Origin of the sequence: Lewinella cohaerens DSM 23179 (assembly GCF_000379805.1) — a bacterium.
Lineage (GTDB): Bacteria > Bacteroidota > Bacteroidia > Chitinophagales > Saprospiraceae > Lewinella > Lewinella cohaerens.
This window is the reverse complement of the sequence record NZ_KB903531.1, coordinates 125,506-142,243: the sequence shown is the minus strand read 5'-3', so window position 1 is coordinate 142,243 and position 16,738 is coordinate 125,506. Positions and strand designations below refer to the sequence as shown.

Annotated in this window: 14 protein-coding genes; 10 read left to right on the top strand and 4 right to left on the bottom strand. The window is 47.3% G+C overall.

All coding sequences use genetic code 11. From position 1 onward, the window contains the following. The first annotated feature begins 5 nt into the window (after positions 1-5). From A3EU_RS0100535 to A3EU_RS0100525, 3 genes are all read left to right on the top strand, one after another. The gene (locus A3EU_RS0100535) at positions 6-2,099 is read left to right on the top strand and encodes a T9SS type A sorting domain-containing protein (RefSeq protein WP_020534159.1); all 2,094 of its coding nucleotides are present in this window, start codon (positions 6-8) and stop codon (positions 2,097-2,099) included. Between the two features lie 112 nt (positions 2,100-2,211). Next, positions 2,212-2,550 carry a hypothetical protein gene (locus A3EU_RS0100530; RefSeq protein ID WP_020534158.1) on the top strand — a complete coding sequence of 113 codons (339 nt, stop codon included), beginning with the start codon at positions 2,212-2,214 and terminating at the stop codon, positions 2,548-2,550. After that, positions 2,543-2,893, top strand: coding sequence for an HIT family protein (locus A3EU_RS0100525; RefSeq protein ID WP_020534157.1), 351 nt, complete (start codon positions 2,543-2,545; stop codon positions 2,891-2,893). Before A3EU_RS0100530 ends, A3EU_RS0100525 begins: the two co-directional genes overlap by 8 nt. Positions 2,894-3,076: 183 nt before the next feature. Here the strand turns inward: A3EU_RS0100525 and A3EU_RS28900 are convergent, their stop codons facing one another. Further along, positions 3,077-4,318: a DNA/RNA non-specific endonuclease gene (locus A3EU_RS28900; RefSeq protein WP_020534156.1), complete on the bottom strand. Its 1,242-nt coding sequence runs from the start codon at positions 4,316-4,318 to the stop codon at positions 3,077-3,079. 157 nt (positions 4,319-4,475) lie between these two features. Here A3EU_RS28900 and A3EU_RS0100515 point away from each other — a divergent pair, with 157 nt between their 5' ends. The 7 genes from A3EU_RS0100515 to A3EU_RS0100485 all read left to right on the top strand — a co-directional run bounded on the left by A3EU_RS0100515 (position 4,476) and on the right by A3EU_RS0100485 (position 12,322). Continuing rightward, a complete protein-coding gene (locus A3EU_RS0100515) occupies positions 4,476-6,641 on the top strand; it encodes a T9SS type A sorting domain-containing protein (RefSeq protein WP_044085297.1) in 2,166 nt (721 codons plus the stop codon). Positions 6,642-7,148: 507 nt separating this feature from the next. Continuing rightward, the gene (locus A3EU_RS0100510; RefSeq protein WP_052331269.1) at positions 7,149-8,387 is read left to right on the top strand and encodes a dihydroorotase; all 1,239 of its coding nucleotides are present in this window, start codon (positions 7,149-7,151) and stop codon (positions 8,385-8,387) included. A 6-nt stretch (positions 8,388-8,393) separates the two neighbouring features. Then, a complete protein-coding gene (locus A3EU_RS0100505) occupies positions 8,394-8,858 on the top strand; it encodes a DUF4199 domain-containing protein (RefSeq protein ID WP_020534153.1) in 465 nt (154 codons plus the stop codon). Between the two features lie 80 nt (positions 8,859-8,938). Continuing rightward, positions 8,939-9,895: a glycosyltransferase family 2 protein gene (locus tag A3EU_RS0100500; RefSeq protein ID WP_020534152.1), complete on the top strand. Its 957-nt coding sequence runs from the start codon at positions 8,939-8,941 to the stop codon at positions 9,893-9,895. Further along, positions 9,888-11,018 carry a glycosyltransferase gene (locus A3EU_RS0100495; RefSeq protein WP_020534151.1) on the top strand — a complete coding sequence of 377 codons (1,131 nt, stop codon included), beginning with the start codon at positions 9,888-9,890 and terminating at the stop codon, positions 11,016-11,018. The genes A3EU_RS0100500 and A3EU_RS0100495 overlap by 8 nt, the downstream gene beginning before the upstream one ends. Positions 11,019-11,042: 24 nt before the next feature. Continuing rightward, positions 11,043-11,621 carry a D-sedoheptulose-7-phosphate isomerase gene (locus A3EU_RS0100490; RefSeq protein WP_020534150.1) on the top strand — a complete coding sequence of 193 codons (579 nt, stop codon included), beginning with the start codon at positions 11,043-11,045 and terminating at the stop codon, positions 11,619-11,621. Between the two features lie 173 nt (positions 11,622-11,794). Further along, entirely contained in the window at positions 11,795-12,322 is a 528-nt protein-coding gene (locus A3EU_RS0100485; protein ID WP_020534149.1) for a hypothetical protein, read from the top strand. A 581-nt stretch (positions 12,323-12,903) separates the two neighbouring features. On the opposite strand, the gene A3EU_RS0100480 is transcribed toward A3EU_RS0100485, so the two are convergent. The 3 genes from A3EU_RS0100480 to gap form a co-directional block, all read right to left on the bottom strand. Further along, on the bottom strand, positions 12,904-13,845 hold the full coding sequence (locus A3EU_RS0100480) for a TerC family protein (RefSeq protein WP_020534148.1): 942 nt from the start codon (positions 13,843-13,845) through the stop codon (positions 12,904-12,906). A gap of 234 nt (positions 13,846-14,079) precedes the next feature. Continuing rightward, positions 14,080-15,279, bottom strand: a complete 1,200-nt coding sequence (locus A3EU_RS0100475; protein WP_020534147.1) for a phosphoglycerate kinase — start codon at positions 15,277-15,279, stop codon at positions 14,080-14,082. Between the two features lie 264 nt (positions 15,280-15,543). Next, positions 15,544-16,563, bottom strand: coding sequence for a type I glyceraldehyde-3-phosphate dehydrogenase (gene gap, locus A3EU_RS0100470; RefSeq protein WP_020534146.1), 1,020 nt, complete (start codon positions 16,561-16,563; stop codon positions 15,544-15,546). Positions 16,564-16,738 lie beyond the last annotated feature (175 nt).

The following is a 16,738-nucleotide window of genomic DNA, read 5'->3' as shown; positions in this document are numbered from 1 at the left end:
TCATCATGAGAAAGTTTTTTATCATTTGGGGCTTATGCCTGTTGGGAGCACTGAGCAGCTTGCAAGCCCAGACATTGCCGACACTTTTGCTACCAGAAACCGAGTTGGGAAATACAAATGTAGCCTATCCATTGACGGTCACTGACTTTACGGACATTGTCGGGTTGCAATTAACCCTTAGCTGGTCGTCAGAGGCTTTAGTGCTTGATAGTGTTGGTGCTTATCAATTGCCAGACTTGGCGCCTTTTTCGTTCAATGTGGATAGCCTTGCTGGAACGCTACGTTTTATTTGGTTTGATGCTTCGCTGGAAGGTGTTACACTGGCTGACGGAGCTGCACCTTTCACCATGTACTTCTCAGCGGGAGATACGCCAGCTGACACGAATCATGTGGTGTTTACTTCCGTGCCAACGGTGCCACAAGTGGTGCAACTAGATAATGGTAACTTCAACGAGTTTGCACCCATGCTTGATGATGGTTTCATCACGCTACGGCCTGGTTTAGCAATTGAAAGCCTTACGGTTGATCAGGTGACTTGCTTTGGTGCCAATGATGGTGCTGCTAGCGTTCAGCTTACGGGAGGCCTTGCTCCGTATCGCTACTTTTGGAACAATACAGAAGGTCTAAGCACGATCGAAGACCTCTCGCCGGGCAATTACGAGCTACTGGTGTTTGATAGCGATCTGGATACGCTAATGGCTAATTTTATAATTGTTGAACCTACGGAACTATTAACGACAACGACGGTGACCAATGCCAGCTGCCTTGGCGCTGCCGACGGAGCGATTGACCTCAGCATAAGCGGTGGTACGCCAGGTTATACTTTTCAGTGGTCCAATGAGGAAGAAACCGAAGACCTGGACAATTTACCTTTCGGTGAATATTCGTTATTGGTCACGGATGATAATGGCTGTACAGCTTCTTTGGAAAACATCGCTATTGAAGCTCCGGGCTTACTACTTGAAACCATGGTTACCCAACCTTCGTGTGCCAATAACAACGATGGTATGATCAGTGTTGTTACCATAGATTTGGAAAACATTGCTTACCAATGGGATTACAACAATGCTACCACGGCGAGTATTGAAGGCTTGTCGGCAGCAACCTATTCAGTGACCATTACACACCCCGGTGGCTGCCAGGAAACGGTTACAGAAACGCTAACTATACCCGATGCTACCGACCCCGAACTCTCCATTGTTTATGGCTGTGGCGACGACAGTGTACGGATTCGATCCAACCCTCCCGGTGATGTGGAGGACTATATGTACAGTTGGGGTACAGGGTCTACCGCGTCCCAATTGTTCAACCTCAATGCAGGTAATTACGCCCTGACTTTTACAGACCCCAACGGCTGCGTTACCGAGGAAGAAGTCCTTGTTGAATACCGTCCACCTTTAGTGGTGGATGCCGTGGTGACGGATATTTCCTGTTTTGGAGCCAGTGATGGAGCGATCAGCTTGCAACTCACTGGCGGCGAGCAACCCTATGTTTATGATTGGACAAATGGCGCTACAACTGCCGCCCTTAGCAACTTGTCGATGGGCGTTTATGAAGTCAATATATCCGCAGGCGCCGATTGCAATGTTTTCCGTTCTTTTATGGTCAATGAATCGGCGCCGCTAGGTTTTACCACCGAGATCATGATGCAAAATGATGGTCTCTTTTCGGTTGTTGTCGCGGTGAGCGGCGGCACGCCTCCTTTCGTTTACAGCTGGAGCAATGGAGCGAGTGGGGCTGTGCTCACGGATTTGCCAGCGGGCACCTATGAGTTGCAAATTACGGATGCTGCCGGTTGTCAGTACACGGAATCGGTGCTGGTGGGGGCAACGAATACCACAGGGCCGGCGGCAGTCAATGCTTTGAAGGTTTTTCCTAACCCGGCCCGGGGGGAGATCAATGTGATGATTCCTGCAACGGGGAGTGTATCACTCGTTTTTCAAGTGTTTAATCTCGCTGGGCAGCAAGTAAATGTTCCTGCATATAAGAAGACGCAAGGCACTTGGCGATTGGATATATCACAATTGATTGTGGGAACTTACCTGGTAAGGGCTTCAGGGGATGGAGGGTATTATTTTGGGAAACTGGTGGTGTTTTAGAGGAGGTGTTTTCTTGTGATTTTTTGATATTCAGTGGTTTGCTCTGCAAAGTGTATGGATAACAGAGAGAATCATAAGTTGCGTATAGAACTTGTTAGCATCAAAAACAACAATGAGTAACGATATACTTGATGAAGTTGAAAAATATACAGGACCTCGTACTTGTCCTGAATGCGGTCATCAATTTCCATTTGGGCAATTCGTAAGGCAATATGTAATGTCCTACGGCGGCTTATCTAAATGGGCTTGTCAAGGTTGCCGTGAATTAATAAAATGCGACTTTGTTAAGATTCAGGTTTTTTGGTTGATTGGTATAGTGCCTTTTGGCTTTTTATTCAGTGTTTTGATATCTTACTTTGACTTAGGCTTCCTCAATATCATTTTTTCGGCTCCATTTTTTGCTTTCGCTTTGCTAACATTATATTATGCTAAGTTCGAAAAATATGAATGACTTTTATTGTGAACAGGTAATCCCTGGTAAAGTCAAGGTAGAGATCATTTTTGAAACAGATGAGGTTATGGCTTTTTATCACACTGATCCGTTCTGGGAAAAGCACGTTGTAATTATTTCTAAAGCACACATTGATTCTCTTTCAAGCTATCCAAATACAGCAAAACTGAACTTTGACTTTTTCGAAGCCATCAGGTTGGTCACTAAAATGTTTGAAGAGAACTATGGCGGTTGCCGAATCTCATCAAACATAGGAAGTTACCAATCCAGCAAACATCTTCATTGGTATGTTCATTATGGAGCAAGGCTCAGAGCCGAAAATGGCGAGCGTATTAAGATGTGACTTTGCATCTCGCACTCAAAAAGGTGTAAAGGTTGGGTAGGTGTAAGGGTGTAAAAGTTGTTTGTTTTCCGCACCTCGCACCTCGCACCTCGCACCTCGCACCTCGCACCTCGCACCCCGCATCCAAAATCGCACCTCGCACTAAAATTCGAGAGAATTTTCCGCACCCTGCACACACTCCTCCTATTTCTCAAACACCAGAATCCGCCCACTCTTCTCCACATTCACCGTTGGAACACCACTGAAATCCTGGATGACGCCAGTGACACTGATCACCTGCCCATCAAAGAATTCCTTGGGGTCGCCCTCAAAATTGACGAGGTCGTCTTTGCGAATGAAGACCGAAAAAGTCTGGTTCGGAAACTGCTTGTCTAGATTAAACCACAGATTGCCAGAGCGGCTGTAGCGGCTGCCCACCACTTTACCCACCACCGTAATGGTCTTGTTTTCGCCCATGTATTGTTTGGCCTGTTCGGTGTTGAAATGGCCACGCGGTAGGCTAGGAGGGTAGATGGGGTCAACATCACCTTGGGGAAGGTCTGAAAACCAATGCTCCAGGTGGACATGGCTCTCGATAATTTCTTCTTGTTCGATGAGCGAAAAGAAATCCAATCCGGTCAGGGCTTCGATCTCATCAATGGATTTTGCGTATTCAGAAATAGGTTGGGTAATGGTCGCATTGGGCATCAAGAAACCAATGGCATCGCCTGTCTTTAGGTTCAGCACTACTTTGAAGTATTCCCGCGGAATCGATATTTTATTGACGCTGCGTTCAATCACAGGAAGGTTGTCATCCAGTAGCGGCCCCGTCACAACGTAGAGTTGTGTCTCCGGATGATCGACAATGTAGCGGCGGAGCAACCCCTCCAATTCGGCCCATCCTTCGCGGTTGAAGTCGGGAAGCTGAGGCGACATATTACTGTAAAAGTAAGATTCCGACAAGGCCGTTTGCGACCAACGAAAATCGGCAGATGGTGCCAGGTGGCCGCGGTCGTAGCCAAAACCATCGTATTTATACGTACTGTCGGGCTGTAAATATTTTAGGAAATAATCAACCTCCGTAGCTGTCCCGGTGGTGATCAGTGGGTCTTCCCGAAAATCATTGGTCCGAAACACATTGCCGTCAATAACGTCAGCGGTGATGATGTGTGCTACCCATTTGGCCTGTTCATGCTGCTCGGAGTATTCCAAGATCATAGCACTGTGCTCGATGAACTCCGCAGAAGGTAAGCCCACCGCCTTTAGGTCGCGACGAATCATTTGCAGTTTCACATCTTCTACCTTGCTCAATAAAGTCGCTTTCTGAGCGTCTAGTTGAGCGATTTCTTGTTCTAGGGTACTTACCTGATTTTCGAGAGTTTGACTAATCAGCGGTCCTCCAATCAAACTGATGGAGAGGAGTAAAATTACAGTGGTCTTATTCATGCGGCAAAGTTAGGTAATAGAAGGATGCGTTGGGTGGATAGTAGTTTAAATCCTTGTTAAAACGACGATACATTTGTATGGTTTGCCCTCTGCAAAGAAAAATGATTCGTATTGCGGGAAAGACTATTTATATTTGACTGTATTTGAATACGAAACTATGCCCTTTACGACAATCCTTAAACCACTTTGCTTTAGCTTGTTGCTATTGCTCTTTTGCCCTTTTATGCTTTCTGCGCAGGGGGGTGACTGTCCTTACCCCATCATTTTTCTGCACGGCTGGACGGGCGATCAAACCTCTTGGGGGGATGCTTACAATAATGGTTCCTTTGAAAGTATCTTCGGAGACCTGACAGACAATCATGTCTTTCANGCCATGCTCAACGCGCAGACCAACACCCATATTTGGGGAAATGACGGCACCAAAGGCACCAATGACGACGATGTACTCGTCACCTTCAACAACGAAAATAATGAGCTTGCTCCCGGCTGTGTCTACGCCATCAATTTTGATAACTCCTGGAACGAAGATGTAAACAACCCCATCATTAATCGTAACGATGGTTCCGCTATTTCATTTACAGAATCCGACAGTAACGAATCTGCCATCTTCAAGCAGGGCTACGCTTTAGGGGTAATGATAGAGAAAGTACTAGCGGCCAATCCTGATAAAAGTAAAGTCATACTGGCCGGGCACTCGATGGGCGGCTTGGCGATCCGCGAGTACCTCCAACGCACAGGGAGCGGCGGTCACCCTTGGTGGGTCACGCCGGGCTCTGGTTCGGGGCACAAGGTCGCGAGCGTTCTTACCACCGTCACACCACACCGGGGGAGCAACACGCTGGGGAATATCACAGGTGTTCGCGACGATGATAATCCACCACAGCGGGATGGCCTGCCGGATTTGTCCTCTGAAGCGGTACGGGATTTACGTTATTCCTGGTCCTGTGGTTTTTTGGGCTTAAGTGATTGTTCAGGTGCTTACTTATTCGGTGGTGACGAAGATGCTGGTTGGGGTTGGTGGAACGAAGATGTAAATTGCGATGGTGATGAGTCCGATAATATTGAAGGTATCAATATCAGCGGCGAAGACCAAGGTACGGGTGATGCCTGGCATGGAACCTACGATAACCCCAATATGCCTTTGCCAACCAATATTCACTATACTTGGATGACCAGTGATATCACGGGCTTTTCCGGTGATGGGGTAGTGGCCTGGGAGCGGCAATGGCTCTTCAATGGTAATGTCCCTTACCCCTCAGATGGTATCAGTGGCCGACTGACAGACACATTACTCAATAATGCCACTCACCTTGGTGCCAATGACGATATGAATAAGTTGATTCGGGGCATGGACGAGGGAGATTACCCTTATTTTGCCTGGACGCTTGATTTTGAGAACCCCTATACCGTAATCCCCACCTTCCGTGCGCGCAATACGCCTCACGGTAGCACCACCGCTGATCCTGATTGGTTTGCTTTTTCGGTCCCCTCTGGCTTTGCTGATGATTTGGCCATTGACATAAACCCCGCTAGCGGTGTTGCTACCCAGGTAGATTTCTTCGGCAGCAGTGTTGGCGATTACACCGAAATGAACCAATCTGGAGCCTATTCTGCGGCATACCCGTTAGGCACCAATTCAGAGCAGCGCCTGCTTATTCCCAATGCTGCCTTGCAGAAAGACGGACTAAATTATTTGCGAATTTTGCACACCAGCGTTAATTATTTAGACTGGAAAAACCCGGCAGATGTTACGCTCACTGCCGTGGCAGTATTGCCATTGGATTGGTTGAGCTTTACCGTGAAATCAATAGATGAAAGCACCGCAGCGCTTACATGGTCCACGGCTTTCGAAGAACAACTGGACTACTACGAAGTACAAAAGTCGGAGGACGGAAAAACCTTTCTGCCGCTTGATGTTATTCCTGCCAAAAACCAAGCCGCAGCGACTTATCACTACCTGGATCATGAAGCAGATCAACCAGTGATGTACTACCGCATCCGAGTCAAAGAGTTTGATGAAAGTACCTCTTATTCGGTCATTCGCAGCTTGCAGCGGCAATCCTTGGAGATGACGGTAGGAGATGTTTACCCCAATCCTGTTCGAGACGAGGTCTTCCTACCTGTAACCTTCCCGCAAGAAGGGGAGGTGTACTGGGCTTTTGTCAACGCCCTCGGCCAGGCGGTAGATCAAGGTATCGTGTCGGTTACTTCTGGCAATCAGGTGCTTACTTTGCCCACCGCACATCTCCCCGTAGGTTGGTACCATTTGAGCCTGGAAAAGGATCAGCAGCGGAAATCCGTCACGCTTTTTAAGCAGGAATAGGCTAGTTCTTTTGGGGTTGTTTTGGTGCCATGCCATCTCCCGTCCCGACTAGAAAAGTCGGGACGGGATCGGCACCGGGCTGTCCACTAACGTTACCATCCCATTGTCCTTGGTTTCCGATGGAAGATCGGAACGCCCGGTCTCCACCTGTTCGGTTCCGACTTCGGTTAAAGAAGAAACCTCAGGTTGTTAGCGTCAAAGGGACCAATACTGCTTGCTGCTGACTACCCGTTTGTTGGTGTAATAGCTACCAAACTTTGACTTCTCCGAGGTTTACAAACGGGTTTGTCCCCGACTCCTCGCTCAGCTTAGTCCCCAGACTAAGCTGTTGTATCCCGCTGGTCCCCCGACCAGCATCGCCACCTTAGTCTCTTGCTCACTGGTGAGGATCACAGCAACATTTCGGAGGAATCGACAAGAAGCTACTTCTATCTCCTTCAAAATTCCTAAATTTGGCTTTCAAATGAGGACACTTCTATGCAGAGGCTTTTTCGAGCAGTAAAAATCATGAATCCCGGCAGCGAATGGCACGGGCAAACGGTAGATATTCGAGTCACCGACGGCATATTGGCTGAGATTGGATCAGGCTTATCCCTTGATGGTGCGGAAGAAATACACTTACCCAAAGCAAGTGTTTCTACAGGCTGGATAGACCTTGAGGCCACAGGCGGCGACCCCGGGTTTGAACACCGAGAAGATATTGCCTCTCTTACAAAGGCAGCAGCAGCAGGTGGTTTTACGAAAGTAGGCCTTCGCCCGGAAACGCAACCCGTTATTCACGATAAGTCAGGGGTAAGTTATCTGTTGCAGCAATCTCGCTTTGCGCCAGTAGACCTGCTGCCCATTGGTGCTGTAAGCAAGAACCTTGCTGGTGCAGAAATTACAGAAATGCTGGATATGCGTGCTGCTGGAGCCGTCGCTTTTTCAGATGGTAGCCACAGCATCCAGCACGCTGGCCTATTGTTGCGCGCCTTACTCTACGCAAAGACTTTTGATGGCCTGATTATGAATCAACCCCAAGAGGCAACCATTGCTGGTAAGGGGCAACTCCATGAAGGGATTGTAAGCACCATGCTGGGTATGCGCGGTATTCCTTCCCTGGCTGAAGAGTTGATGATCGAACGCGACCTCCGCTTGTTAGAATATACCGACTCTCGGCTTCATCTTAGCCATGTTTCTACTGCTAACGGTGTTGAGAAAATTCGCGAAGCTAAAGCCCAGGGTTTACGGGTGACGGCTTCAGTGGCGGCGCTCAACCTTTTACTAACCGTCAAGGATGTAGAGAGTTTCGATAGCCATTGCAAAGTGCTTCCTCCTTTGCGGGAAGAGAGTGACCGACAAGCCCTGCTAGAAGGCTTGAAGGATGGCACGATTGATTGTATTTCCTCTAATCATACACCCCTGGAGTTAGAAACGAAACACCTTGAATTTGCTTACGCAGATTTTGGTGCAGCAACGATTTCTACTGCTTTTGCAACTGCTCGCAAGGGCGTAGGTGATTTCCTTACGGAAGAGGAGTTGATTGCTAAGTTTACGAGCGGACCACGGGATATTTTTCAACTTGAGTCATCAAGCATTGCTGTGGGTGAGTATGCACAACTTACTTTCTATCAGTATGATAAGAATTGGAGTGTTGCACTGCAAGATATACACTCAAGGTCAAAAAACTCACCATTGATCGGCACTGAACTTAGTGGTTGCCCTCTGGGTATTTTGAATGGCGATCAATTTGTTACCTCTAAATAACTACTTATGACAAACGAACAGCAGGAAGAACAGTGGCGGCAAGATGGTATTCGCTGGGGTATTATAGCCGGAGGGATAGTCGTAGTGCTGTTTGCTTCGGTCTATTTTTTTCAAAGAGAATTGGTGCTTAGCCGTGGTCTTTGGTTGAGTACTTATGTTGTTTTCATTTTTGCGATGTGGAAGTCGCAAAGTAAAGTAGAGGGTGAAGAACTCAAGTCATATATTCAGCCAGGTTTTATGGTTTTTGTGGTAGCTAATGCCTTGTTTTATTTTTACTATCACCTGCTTTTCGCGGTGTTTGATCCAGAATTGGTCAAACTTCAGGGAGAGTTGATGGCTGCTCAGGGCTATGACCCCAAAGACGCAGTGATGCCTACAGCAGGAAGCTCGTTTTTCGCTTACGCGCAAAGTTTAATTCCCGGTTTTTTATTGGCGACAGCTATAGGTTTTATCCTCTCTCGGAGAAGGTAGAAGTCTATTTTATTGCGACTTCTTCCGTCGGGAAAGTCCGTATATTGTCGCTTTGCTTAAATTCTAACCCACATTAGCTAATGGATTTATCCGTCGTTATCCCCCTTTTCAACGAAGAAGAGTCATTGCCTGAACTGGCTGCCTGGATCAAGCGTGTGGCTGATCGGGAGGCTTATCGTTATGAAATCATCATGGTAGACGACGGTAGTACAGATAGATCCTGGGAAGTGATTGAAAAACTCTCGGCAGAAATGCCGGAAATACGAGGCATCAAATTTCAGCGTAATTATGGTAAGTCTGCCGGCCTTTTTGTAGGTTTTGACGCAGCCGTCGGTGATGTCGTTATAACGATGGATGCTGATTTGCAAGATAGCCCTGACGAGATTCCGGAGCTGGTAGCAATGATTCGTGATGAAGGCTACGACCTGGTATCTGGTTGGAAGAAAAAGCGCTACGATCCAGTGCTTACCAAAAACCTGCCGAGTAAGCTTTACAACTGGACGGTTCGGCGAATGACAGGCATTCAACTCCATGATTTCAACTGCGGGCTAAAAGCTTACCGCAAAGCAGTCATCAAGAGCATTGAAGTTTACGGTGAAATGCACCGCTACATCCCTGTATTGGCAAAATGGGCGGGCTTCAAAAAGATCACAGAGAAGGTCGTTCAACATCAGGAACGCAAATATGGCGTGACGAAGTTTGGTATAGAACGATTCATCCGAGGGCCTTTGGATCTACTGTCGGTCATCTTTATATCGCGTTTCCGCAAACGCCCGATGCACTTTTTCGGGATGCTCGGCGCGGTAGTTTTTCTTCTGGGTTTTGTGATTTTGGCCTACCTCAGCATTTCAAAGTTGGTTTATCTCAATTACGGCATTACGGATCGTCCTTTGTTTTACCTGGGACTGATTTGTGCCATCATTGGTAGTCAGCTGTTTCTCACAGGCTTCTTGGCGGAACTGATTGTACGCTCGGCCACAGATCGCAACCACTACCTTGTCGAGCAGAAAATTGGCCAAGCAGCAGTCAATGAGTAGTCCTTCTAAGCACATTCTCCTCTTGGGGCCAGCTTATCCATATCGTGGTGGGCTGGCGGCTTTCAATGAGCGGCTCGCTTACGCCCTACAAGATGCAGGCCATCAGGTAACATTGATCACCTTTACCTTGCAATATCCGGACTTCCTGTTTCCAGGAAAAACCCAATATTCTGAAGATGCAGCGCCGGAAGGCCTGGCCATTGAGCGTAAAATAAATGCGGTCAATCCATTCAATTGGTGGAGAGTAGGCCGGGAACTGCGCAAACGCCGCCCGGATGTCGTCATTGCGGCTTACTGGATGCCCTTTATGGCGCCGTGCTTGGGGACAATTCTCCGGCAACTGGATGATAGGCATACCCAACGAATAGGTTTAGTACATAACATCATCCCGCACGAACGCCGACCAGGAGACCAGTTGTTGTCTCGTTATTTTACGGCGGCTTCTGATGGCTTTATGACGCTTTCTACTTCGGTCAAAGAAGAACTAGCGGATTTTTCTGCGGCACCTGTTCGCACCTCTCCACATCCCATTTATGATTCTTACGGAGCGCGGGTAAACCCTACTGTCGCACGCCAGCATCTAGGCTTGGATGCCGATGGGAGATACCTTTTGTTTTTTGGATACATTCGCGAATACAAAGGACTGGAGTTGTTGCTGGAAGCCATGGCGAATCCGATGATTCGGAAATCTGGAGTAAAATTGATTCTCGCAGGAGAATACTATGGCAATCAGGAAAAATATGAAACCTTGATGGAGACATTGGGGATAACAGACCTGGTGATTGCCCATACCTCCTTTATTGCCAATGATGAGGTGCGGTATTATTTTGGCGCAGCTGATTTAGTCGTGCAACCTTATAAAACGGCTACACAGAGTGGAATATCCCAACTGGCTTACCATTTCGAAAAACCGATGGTTGTGACCAGGGTAGGGGGGCTGCCAGAAATTGTTCCCCACGGAGAGGCAGGCTATGTCATTGAACAGGATGCCGAAGAATTAGCCGTTTCGGTACTTGATTTTTATCAAAACGAAAGGACAGAATCACTTGGAAAAGGCGTGCGAAAAGAAAAGCAGCGGTTTTCCTGGTCCACTTTTGTGGAAACACTGGAGCAGTTGTTCTAACTTGCGATCAATTAAGGAAACAGTATGATACAGGAACGAATAAAACAAGGTATCCAGGACAGTATTGACCTCAAACAGCTATTGGTGTCAGATACCGAGATGATTACGCTTACAGAGCAGCTCGTAGATTTGTGTATCGACTGTTTTGGTCGCGATGGTAAACTTCTTTTTTGTGGCAACGGAGGCAGTGCGGCCGATGCACAGCATTTGGCTGCAGAGTTTTCTGGGCGCTTTTACTTTGATCGTCCGCCGCTTTATGCCGAAGCATTGCACGTTAATACGAGTTACCTGACGGCAGTAGGCAATGATTATGGCTACGAAGAAAGCTACGCTCGTATGGTAAAGGCTATGGGACGCAAGGGCGATGTTCTTTTTGCGATGTCAACTTCAGGGAATTCCCCTAATATTTTAAGAGCGGTAGCGGCTGCGAAGGAACAAGGAATGACCATTGTCGGCTTTACGGGCCAAACCGGTGGTAAACTGGCAGAACATTGTGATTATCTCTTGGCTGTTCCCTCTAAGGATACACCACGCATTCAAGAGTGCCACATGCTGGTGGGGCATCTTATTTGTGAATTGGTGGAGGAGGGGATGTTTGGGTAGTGCTCGCGTAGGTGTTCACTTACGTTCACGAAGGTGCTCACTGCGTTCGCGGTGGTACTCCCCCGGAAAGCCGGGGTTGTGGTAGTGCCGACGGTGTCGGCGGTAATGCGCTACGCGCGAGGCAAGTCAAAAAAATAAAGATGCTAGGCAGCTAGTCATAAAAACAAACAATAATGGCAAAACGTAAGAAAAACCCTGAGCGCTCCATGGAAGTGGGCCTTGATCACGAAGACAAGAGAGCACTCTGGCGCACGGTTATGGTCTCAAGTATTGTACTGGGTGTAATACTGACGGTGATTTATATTCTTATAGGCAAGTTATTTCCCAATAATGCTAATTGGCTCAATGCTACCCGTACAGGGGTGAGCTTGTTGGCCTTTTGGCTGGTGATTACCTCTACGATCCGAACCTTTGATAAAGTCCGCGAAGGGGTCGCTTTTTTCTGGCATCTTATCATTGGAGTCGCCAGTGCCGCTATCGGTATTCTGCTCTTTTTGTTGGCATTGCGTGTGTGGAATGAGTTGGGGCATCATGGCGCCACCCTCCCTGGTTACAATATTATAGGGTTTTATGCGGCGGGTGGCTTGGTAGCCTCTTCGATTTCTATGATCCACCTAAGGGTAGAAGGAGAAAACAACGGGAACTTGTTGGAACTACTGGTGATAGCCATTGCTGTAGCGATCTTCTTCTGGGTGACGTGATTGTACTTGCAATCGGGGTGCGTTTTTGGTGCGGAAAATTCTCCCGAATTTTAGTGCGGTGTGCGGCTTTGGGTGCGGAGTGCTAGGTGCGGGAAATACTTCCCACTTCAGCTGCAGAGTGCGTTTTTGGTGCGGAATGCGAGGTAGTTGACCTAAACTTTACACACTTACACTTACCCAACCTTTACACCTTTTGGTGCAGTGTGCGGCTTCGGTGCGCAAAATACTTCCCACTTCTGACTTCTGACGTCCCACTTCAGGTATGTGGGGACTTGTCTATCAAGCAAAGTCATGCCATTCTTGTACGGTCTGCGTCTTTGGCTACCTCGCGCTAGGGGTAGTAGCCAGCACCGGGCACCGGGGCGCCCGTAGGGCCAAGCGATAGCGCGTGGCGAATGACCCGACCCGAAGGGGAGCGCCCAAAAGCTCCATCTCTTCCCATTGTTGAAAATGGCTTCGTTCCGGGATGTGTTTTACAGGAAAAGGGATGTGTGTTGCGCGAAGTTGTTTTGGGTAGCCATCTAGCTATTCCAGATTTTCCATCTAACCATCAACCATCAACCATCTAACAACCAAACCACCTAACCAGCTTTCTCCTCCTTTCTCGTTTGGTAGAGCGATACGAAAACCCCACCGGCTAACAATATAAAGATCACGACCAGGCTCAGCCATTCGGCGGGATGCCAGTATTGGTGGAGCATCATTTTGGCGGCAACGAAAAACAGGATGATTGCCAAGCTGTATTTCATGTACTCAAATCGATCCATCATAGAGGCCAATACAAAATAAAGGGAACGTAGCCCCAGGATGGCAAATACATTAGAGGAGAAGACCAAAAATGGATCGGTGGTAATCGCCAGAATAGCAGGGATAGAGTCGAAAGCAAAAAGCACATCGGTAGTTTCTATCATCAGTAAAGCAATGAATAGGGGAGTGGCTGCCAAAATATGTTTGCGGCGTACAAAGAACGATTCGTCTTCGATTTGCTTACTGACAGGGAATATCTTCTTAGCGTATTTGATGATTGGATTCCGATTGGGATCAACCTCTTCCTCGCTGGTGAGCATCTTGTAAGCGCTATAGATCAGGATGATTCCAAAAAGGTACATCATCCATTGAAACTGCTCTAATAACCAAACACCAGCTCCAATCATGATACCTCTAAATACCAATGCCCCTAAAATGCCCCAGAATAGAACCCGGTGTTGAAATTGTTGAGGGATTTTGAAATACTTGAAAATCAGGGCCATGACGAACACATTGTCCATGCTCAGCGAAAGTTCGACCAAATAACCGCTCAGGTATTTTAAAACGGCATCACCACCCGCTAAATCTCGGGTACCCCAATGGTGATCGTAAAGATAGTAGACTACTAAAGAAAAACTTAGCCCTACAACAGCCCAAAGGCTCGTCCATCGTAGCGCTTCACGCGTACTCGGAACATGGTTGTCCCGGTTGAAGACGCCGAGATCTAATCCTAATAAAAAAAGTATAAATACGATAAAGATGCTCCAGAGCAGCATAGAATAAGTTTAGCCTTGTGACCTTGTGTTGGCCCTAAAAGTAACACAATGCAGGCCCTTTTATGTTCGATTAAAGGGTAGAATTCGACGAAATGCCGTTTTCTGCCAACGAAAGTATGATATTACAGGAATACAGAGGCCCGGATACTAAATAAAAAGTACCCGGGCCTTTATTTTTTAGGAATATCCTACAGCTAGCATTGCGCAGAAAACACTTTATTTTCGTGCTGTTCCTTAGGACTCGATAGCAGCGATACCAGGTAAGGTTTTACCTTCCAGGTATTCGAGCATAGCACCACCACCTGTAGAGGCATGGCTAACGTCATCCGCTAGCCCCATTTGGTTGACAGCAGCTACAGAGTCACCACCACCAATCAATGAATAAGCGCCAGCTTTGGTAGCTTGAGCAACGTATTCGGCCATGGCTTTGGTGCCGTGAGCAAAGTTCTCAAATTCGAAAACGCCCATAGGGCCATTCCAAAGAATTGTTTTGGATGCCAATACCACTTTGCCAAACGTTTTGATACTGTCTGGGCCAATGTCCAGGCCTTCCCAACCGTCAGGAATGGAACCTGTGGCTGCAAACTGGCTTGCTGCATCATTCGAGAAACCATCCGCGATCTTGTTGTCGGTAGGCAGGTAGATGTTTACGCCTTTGTCATGACCTTTTTGGAGCAACTGAAGCGCCAAGTCTGTTTTATCCTCTTCGCAGATAGAGTTGCCAATGCTTCCTCCTTGCGCTTTGGCGAAAGTATAAGCCATACCACCGCCAATGATGAGATTGTCAACACTGTCGAGTAGGCGATCGAGCAGCAGAATTTTGTCAGATACCTTAGCACCACCAACGATAGCGGTGAGCGGATGTTCCGGGTTGTGGAGTACTTTATTAGCACTCACCACTTCTTTGTCCATCAAAAAGCCAAATGACTTTTCATCGGCCTTGAAGTATTGGGCCATTACCGCTGTAGAAGCATGAGCTCGGTGGGCAGTACCAAAAGCATCGTTGATGTATACATCACCGAGTTCTGCCAATTGCTTAGCAAAAGTTTCATCGCCTTTCTCCTCTCCGGCTGCAAAGCGGGTATTTTCCAAAAGGATCACCTGGCCTGGCTGCAAGCTTTCTGCCAAGGCACGGGCTTTAGGGCCAACGGTCTCCGGACAAAAACGAACATCAACACCGAGTACCTGCGAAAGGTGAGCAACGATGTGGCGCAGGGTGAACTTCTGCACATCAATGCTGCCGTCTTCCAGTTTCTTTTTCTGTGGACGCCCAAGGTGTGACATTAGAATCGCTGCACCTCCATCGGCCAGGACCTTTTTAATGGTAGGAACGGCAGCCTGGATACGCGTGTCGTCCGTAATTTGGAATTCACTATCAAGAGGAACATTAAAATCAACGCGGATAAGCGCTTTTTTACCTGCAGCATTCAGCATGGAGTGGGGATTTTAAAGGGGTACTTTGTACAGGGTACTAAGTACTAGGTAGAAGGAAAAACAGAATGGCTCACTTTAACCAAAACGTAGCCGTTGTAATGTCGTTGTCAGGACTTGGGCTGAGAATGGTTAAAGTGAGCATTTAAGTGAAAAGGCAAATAGTACTTGGTAAGCGTCTTAGACAACACTGAGGACTGAAGGGGTAATCATTACCATAGGTAAATCCCTATACCCTATACCTTTTACTAAGTACCTAGTACTAAATTACTTAGTACAGATCAAGTGAGCGAAATCAGCCAAACGAGCTGAATAACCCGCCTCGTTGTCGTACCAGCTTACTACTTTCAGCATGTTTCCGTTGATGTTGGTCATCAGGGAATCGAAAATAGAAGAGTGAGGATTACGAACGATATCGCTAGAAACGATAGGATCTTCGGTGTACTGTAGGTAACCTTTCATTGGGCCTTCAGCAGCTTCCTTAAACTTAGCGTTTACCTCAGCAACACTACCAGGTGTTTTGTCCAGTACTACGTTCAGTTCGATCATAGAACCGGTAACAACAGGTACACGTACGGCAATAGCCGATAGTTTGCTACCAATAGCAGGGTATACTAACTTCACCGCCGCTGCAGCACCAGTGCTGGTAGGAACGATGTTGTAAGCAGCTGCACGTGCGCGACGAAGGTCCTTGTGAGGAGCATCCTGAATGCGCTGGTCAGCAGTATAAGCGTGGGTAGTGGTCATCGAACCAAGCTGGATACCATAGTTGTCATTGACGATCTTTACGACCGGTGCCAAACAGTTGGTGGTACAAGAAGCGTTCGAGAATATATTAGCACGACGATCCAGGTCTTCGTGGTTTACACCAAGTACAATGGTTTGGATGCCTTCACCTTTGCCAGGAGCAGAAAGTAAAACATCTTTAGCACCTGCCTTCAGGTGCATGCTAGCATTTTCTTTAGTAACAAAACGTCCGGTACATTCTAGTACCAAATCAATGTTATGTTCTGCCCAAGGAAGTGCAGAAGGATCACGCTCGGAAAGGCAAACGATCTTTTTACCATTTACGATTAAGGCATCATCGGTAGCTTCTACGGTACCCTCGAATGGGCCTTGTGCAGAATCGTACTTCAAAAGATGAGCGAGTGTAGCGTTATCAGTCAGGTCGTTGATAGCAACAACTTCAAGGCCGTCTTTTTTGAGGAGGTTGCGGAAGGTCAGGCGACCGATGCGTCCGAAACCGTTGATAGCAATTCTCTTTGGCGTATTTGCGCGAGATTTCATGTTTGTGCGGAGTTTGATGGATAAAATTTAAAGGTGTTGATCAGCTAATGAATAGTTCCATCTACTGATCTCTCTAAAAGAGGAACAAAAATAGCACCTTAAAGATCAATAATCAAATGACTTAGTGTAAAATATACAATAATATTTGTCACCATGCATGGTTTTCGAGTTGGTA

Coding starts and splice junctions, on each gene's coding strand:
- A3EU_RS0100495 (WP_020534151.1), top strand. CDS start 9,888: ATGAGTAGTCCTTCTAAGCACATTCTCCTCTTGGGGCCAGCTTATCCA.
- A3EU_RS0100530 (WP_020534158.1), top strand. CDS start 2,212: ATGAGTAACGATATACTTGATGAAGTTGAAAAATATACAGGACCTCGT.
- A3EU_RS28900 (WP_020534156.1), bottom strand. CDS start 4,318: ATGAATAAGACCACTGTAATTTTACTCCTCTCCATCAGTTTGATTGGA.
- A3EU_RS0100475 (WP_020534147.1), bottom strand. CDS start 15,279: ATGCTGAATGCTGCAGGTAAAAAAGCGCTTATCCGCGTTGATTTTAAT.
- A3EU_RS0100505 (WP_020534153.1), top strand. CDS start 8,394: ATGACAAACGAACAGCAGGAAGAACAGTGGCGGCAAGATGGTATTCGC.
- A3EU_RS0100510 (WP_052331269.1), top strand. CDS start 7,149: ATGAATCCCGGCAGCGAATGGCACGGGCAAACGGTAGATATTCGAGTC.
- gap (WP_020534146.1), bottom strand. CDS start 16,563: ATGAAATCTCGCGCAAATACGCCAAAGAGAATTGCTATCAACGGTTTC.
- A3EU_RS0100485 (WP_020534149.1), top strand. CDS start 11,795: ATGGCAAAACGTAAGAAAAACCCTGAGCGCTCCATGGAAGTGGGCCTT.
- A3EU_RS0100525 (WP_020534157.1), top strand. CDS start 2,543: ATGAATGACTTTTATTGTGAACAGGTAATCCCTGGTAAAGTCAAGGTA.
- A3EU_RS0100480 (WP_020534148.1), bottom strand. CDS start 13,845: ATGCTGCTCTGGAGCATCTTTATCGTATTTATACTTTTTTTATTAGGA.
- A3EU_RS0100490 (WP_020534150.1), top strand. CDS start 11,043: ATGATACAGGAACGAATAAAACAAGGTATCCAGGACAGTATTGACCTC.
- A3EU_RS0100535 (WP_020534159.1), top strand. CDS start 6: ATGAGAAAGTTTTTTATCATTTGGGGCTTATGCCTGTTGGGAGCACTG.
- A3EU_RS0100500 (WP_020534152.1), top strand. CDS start 8,939: ATGGATTTATCCGTCGTTATCCCCCTTTTCAACGAAGAAGAGTCATTG.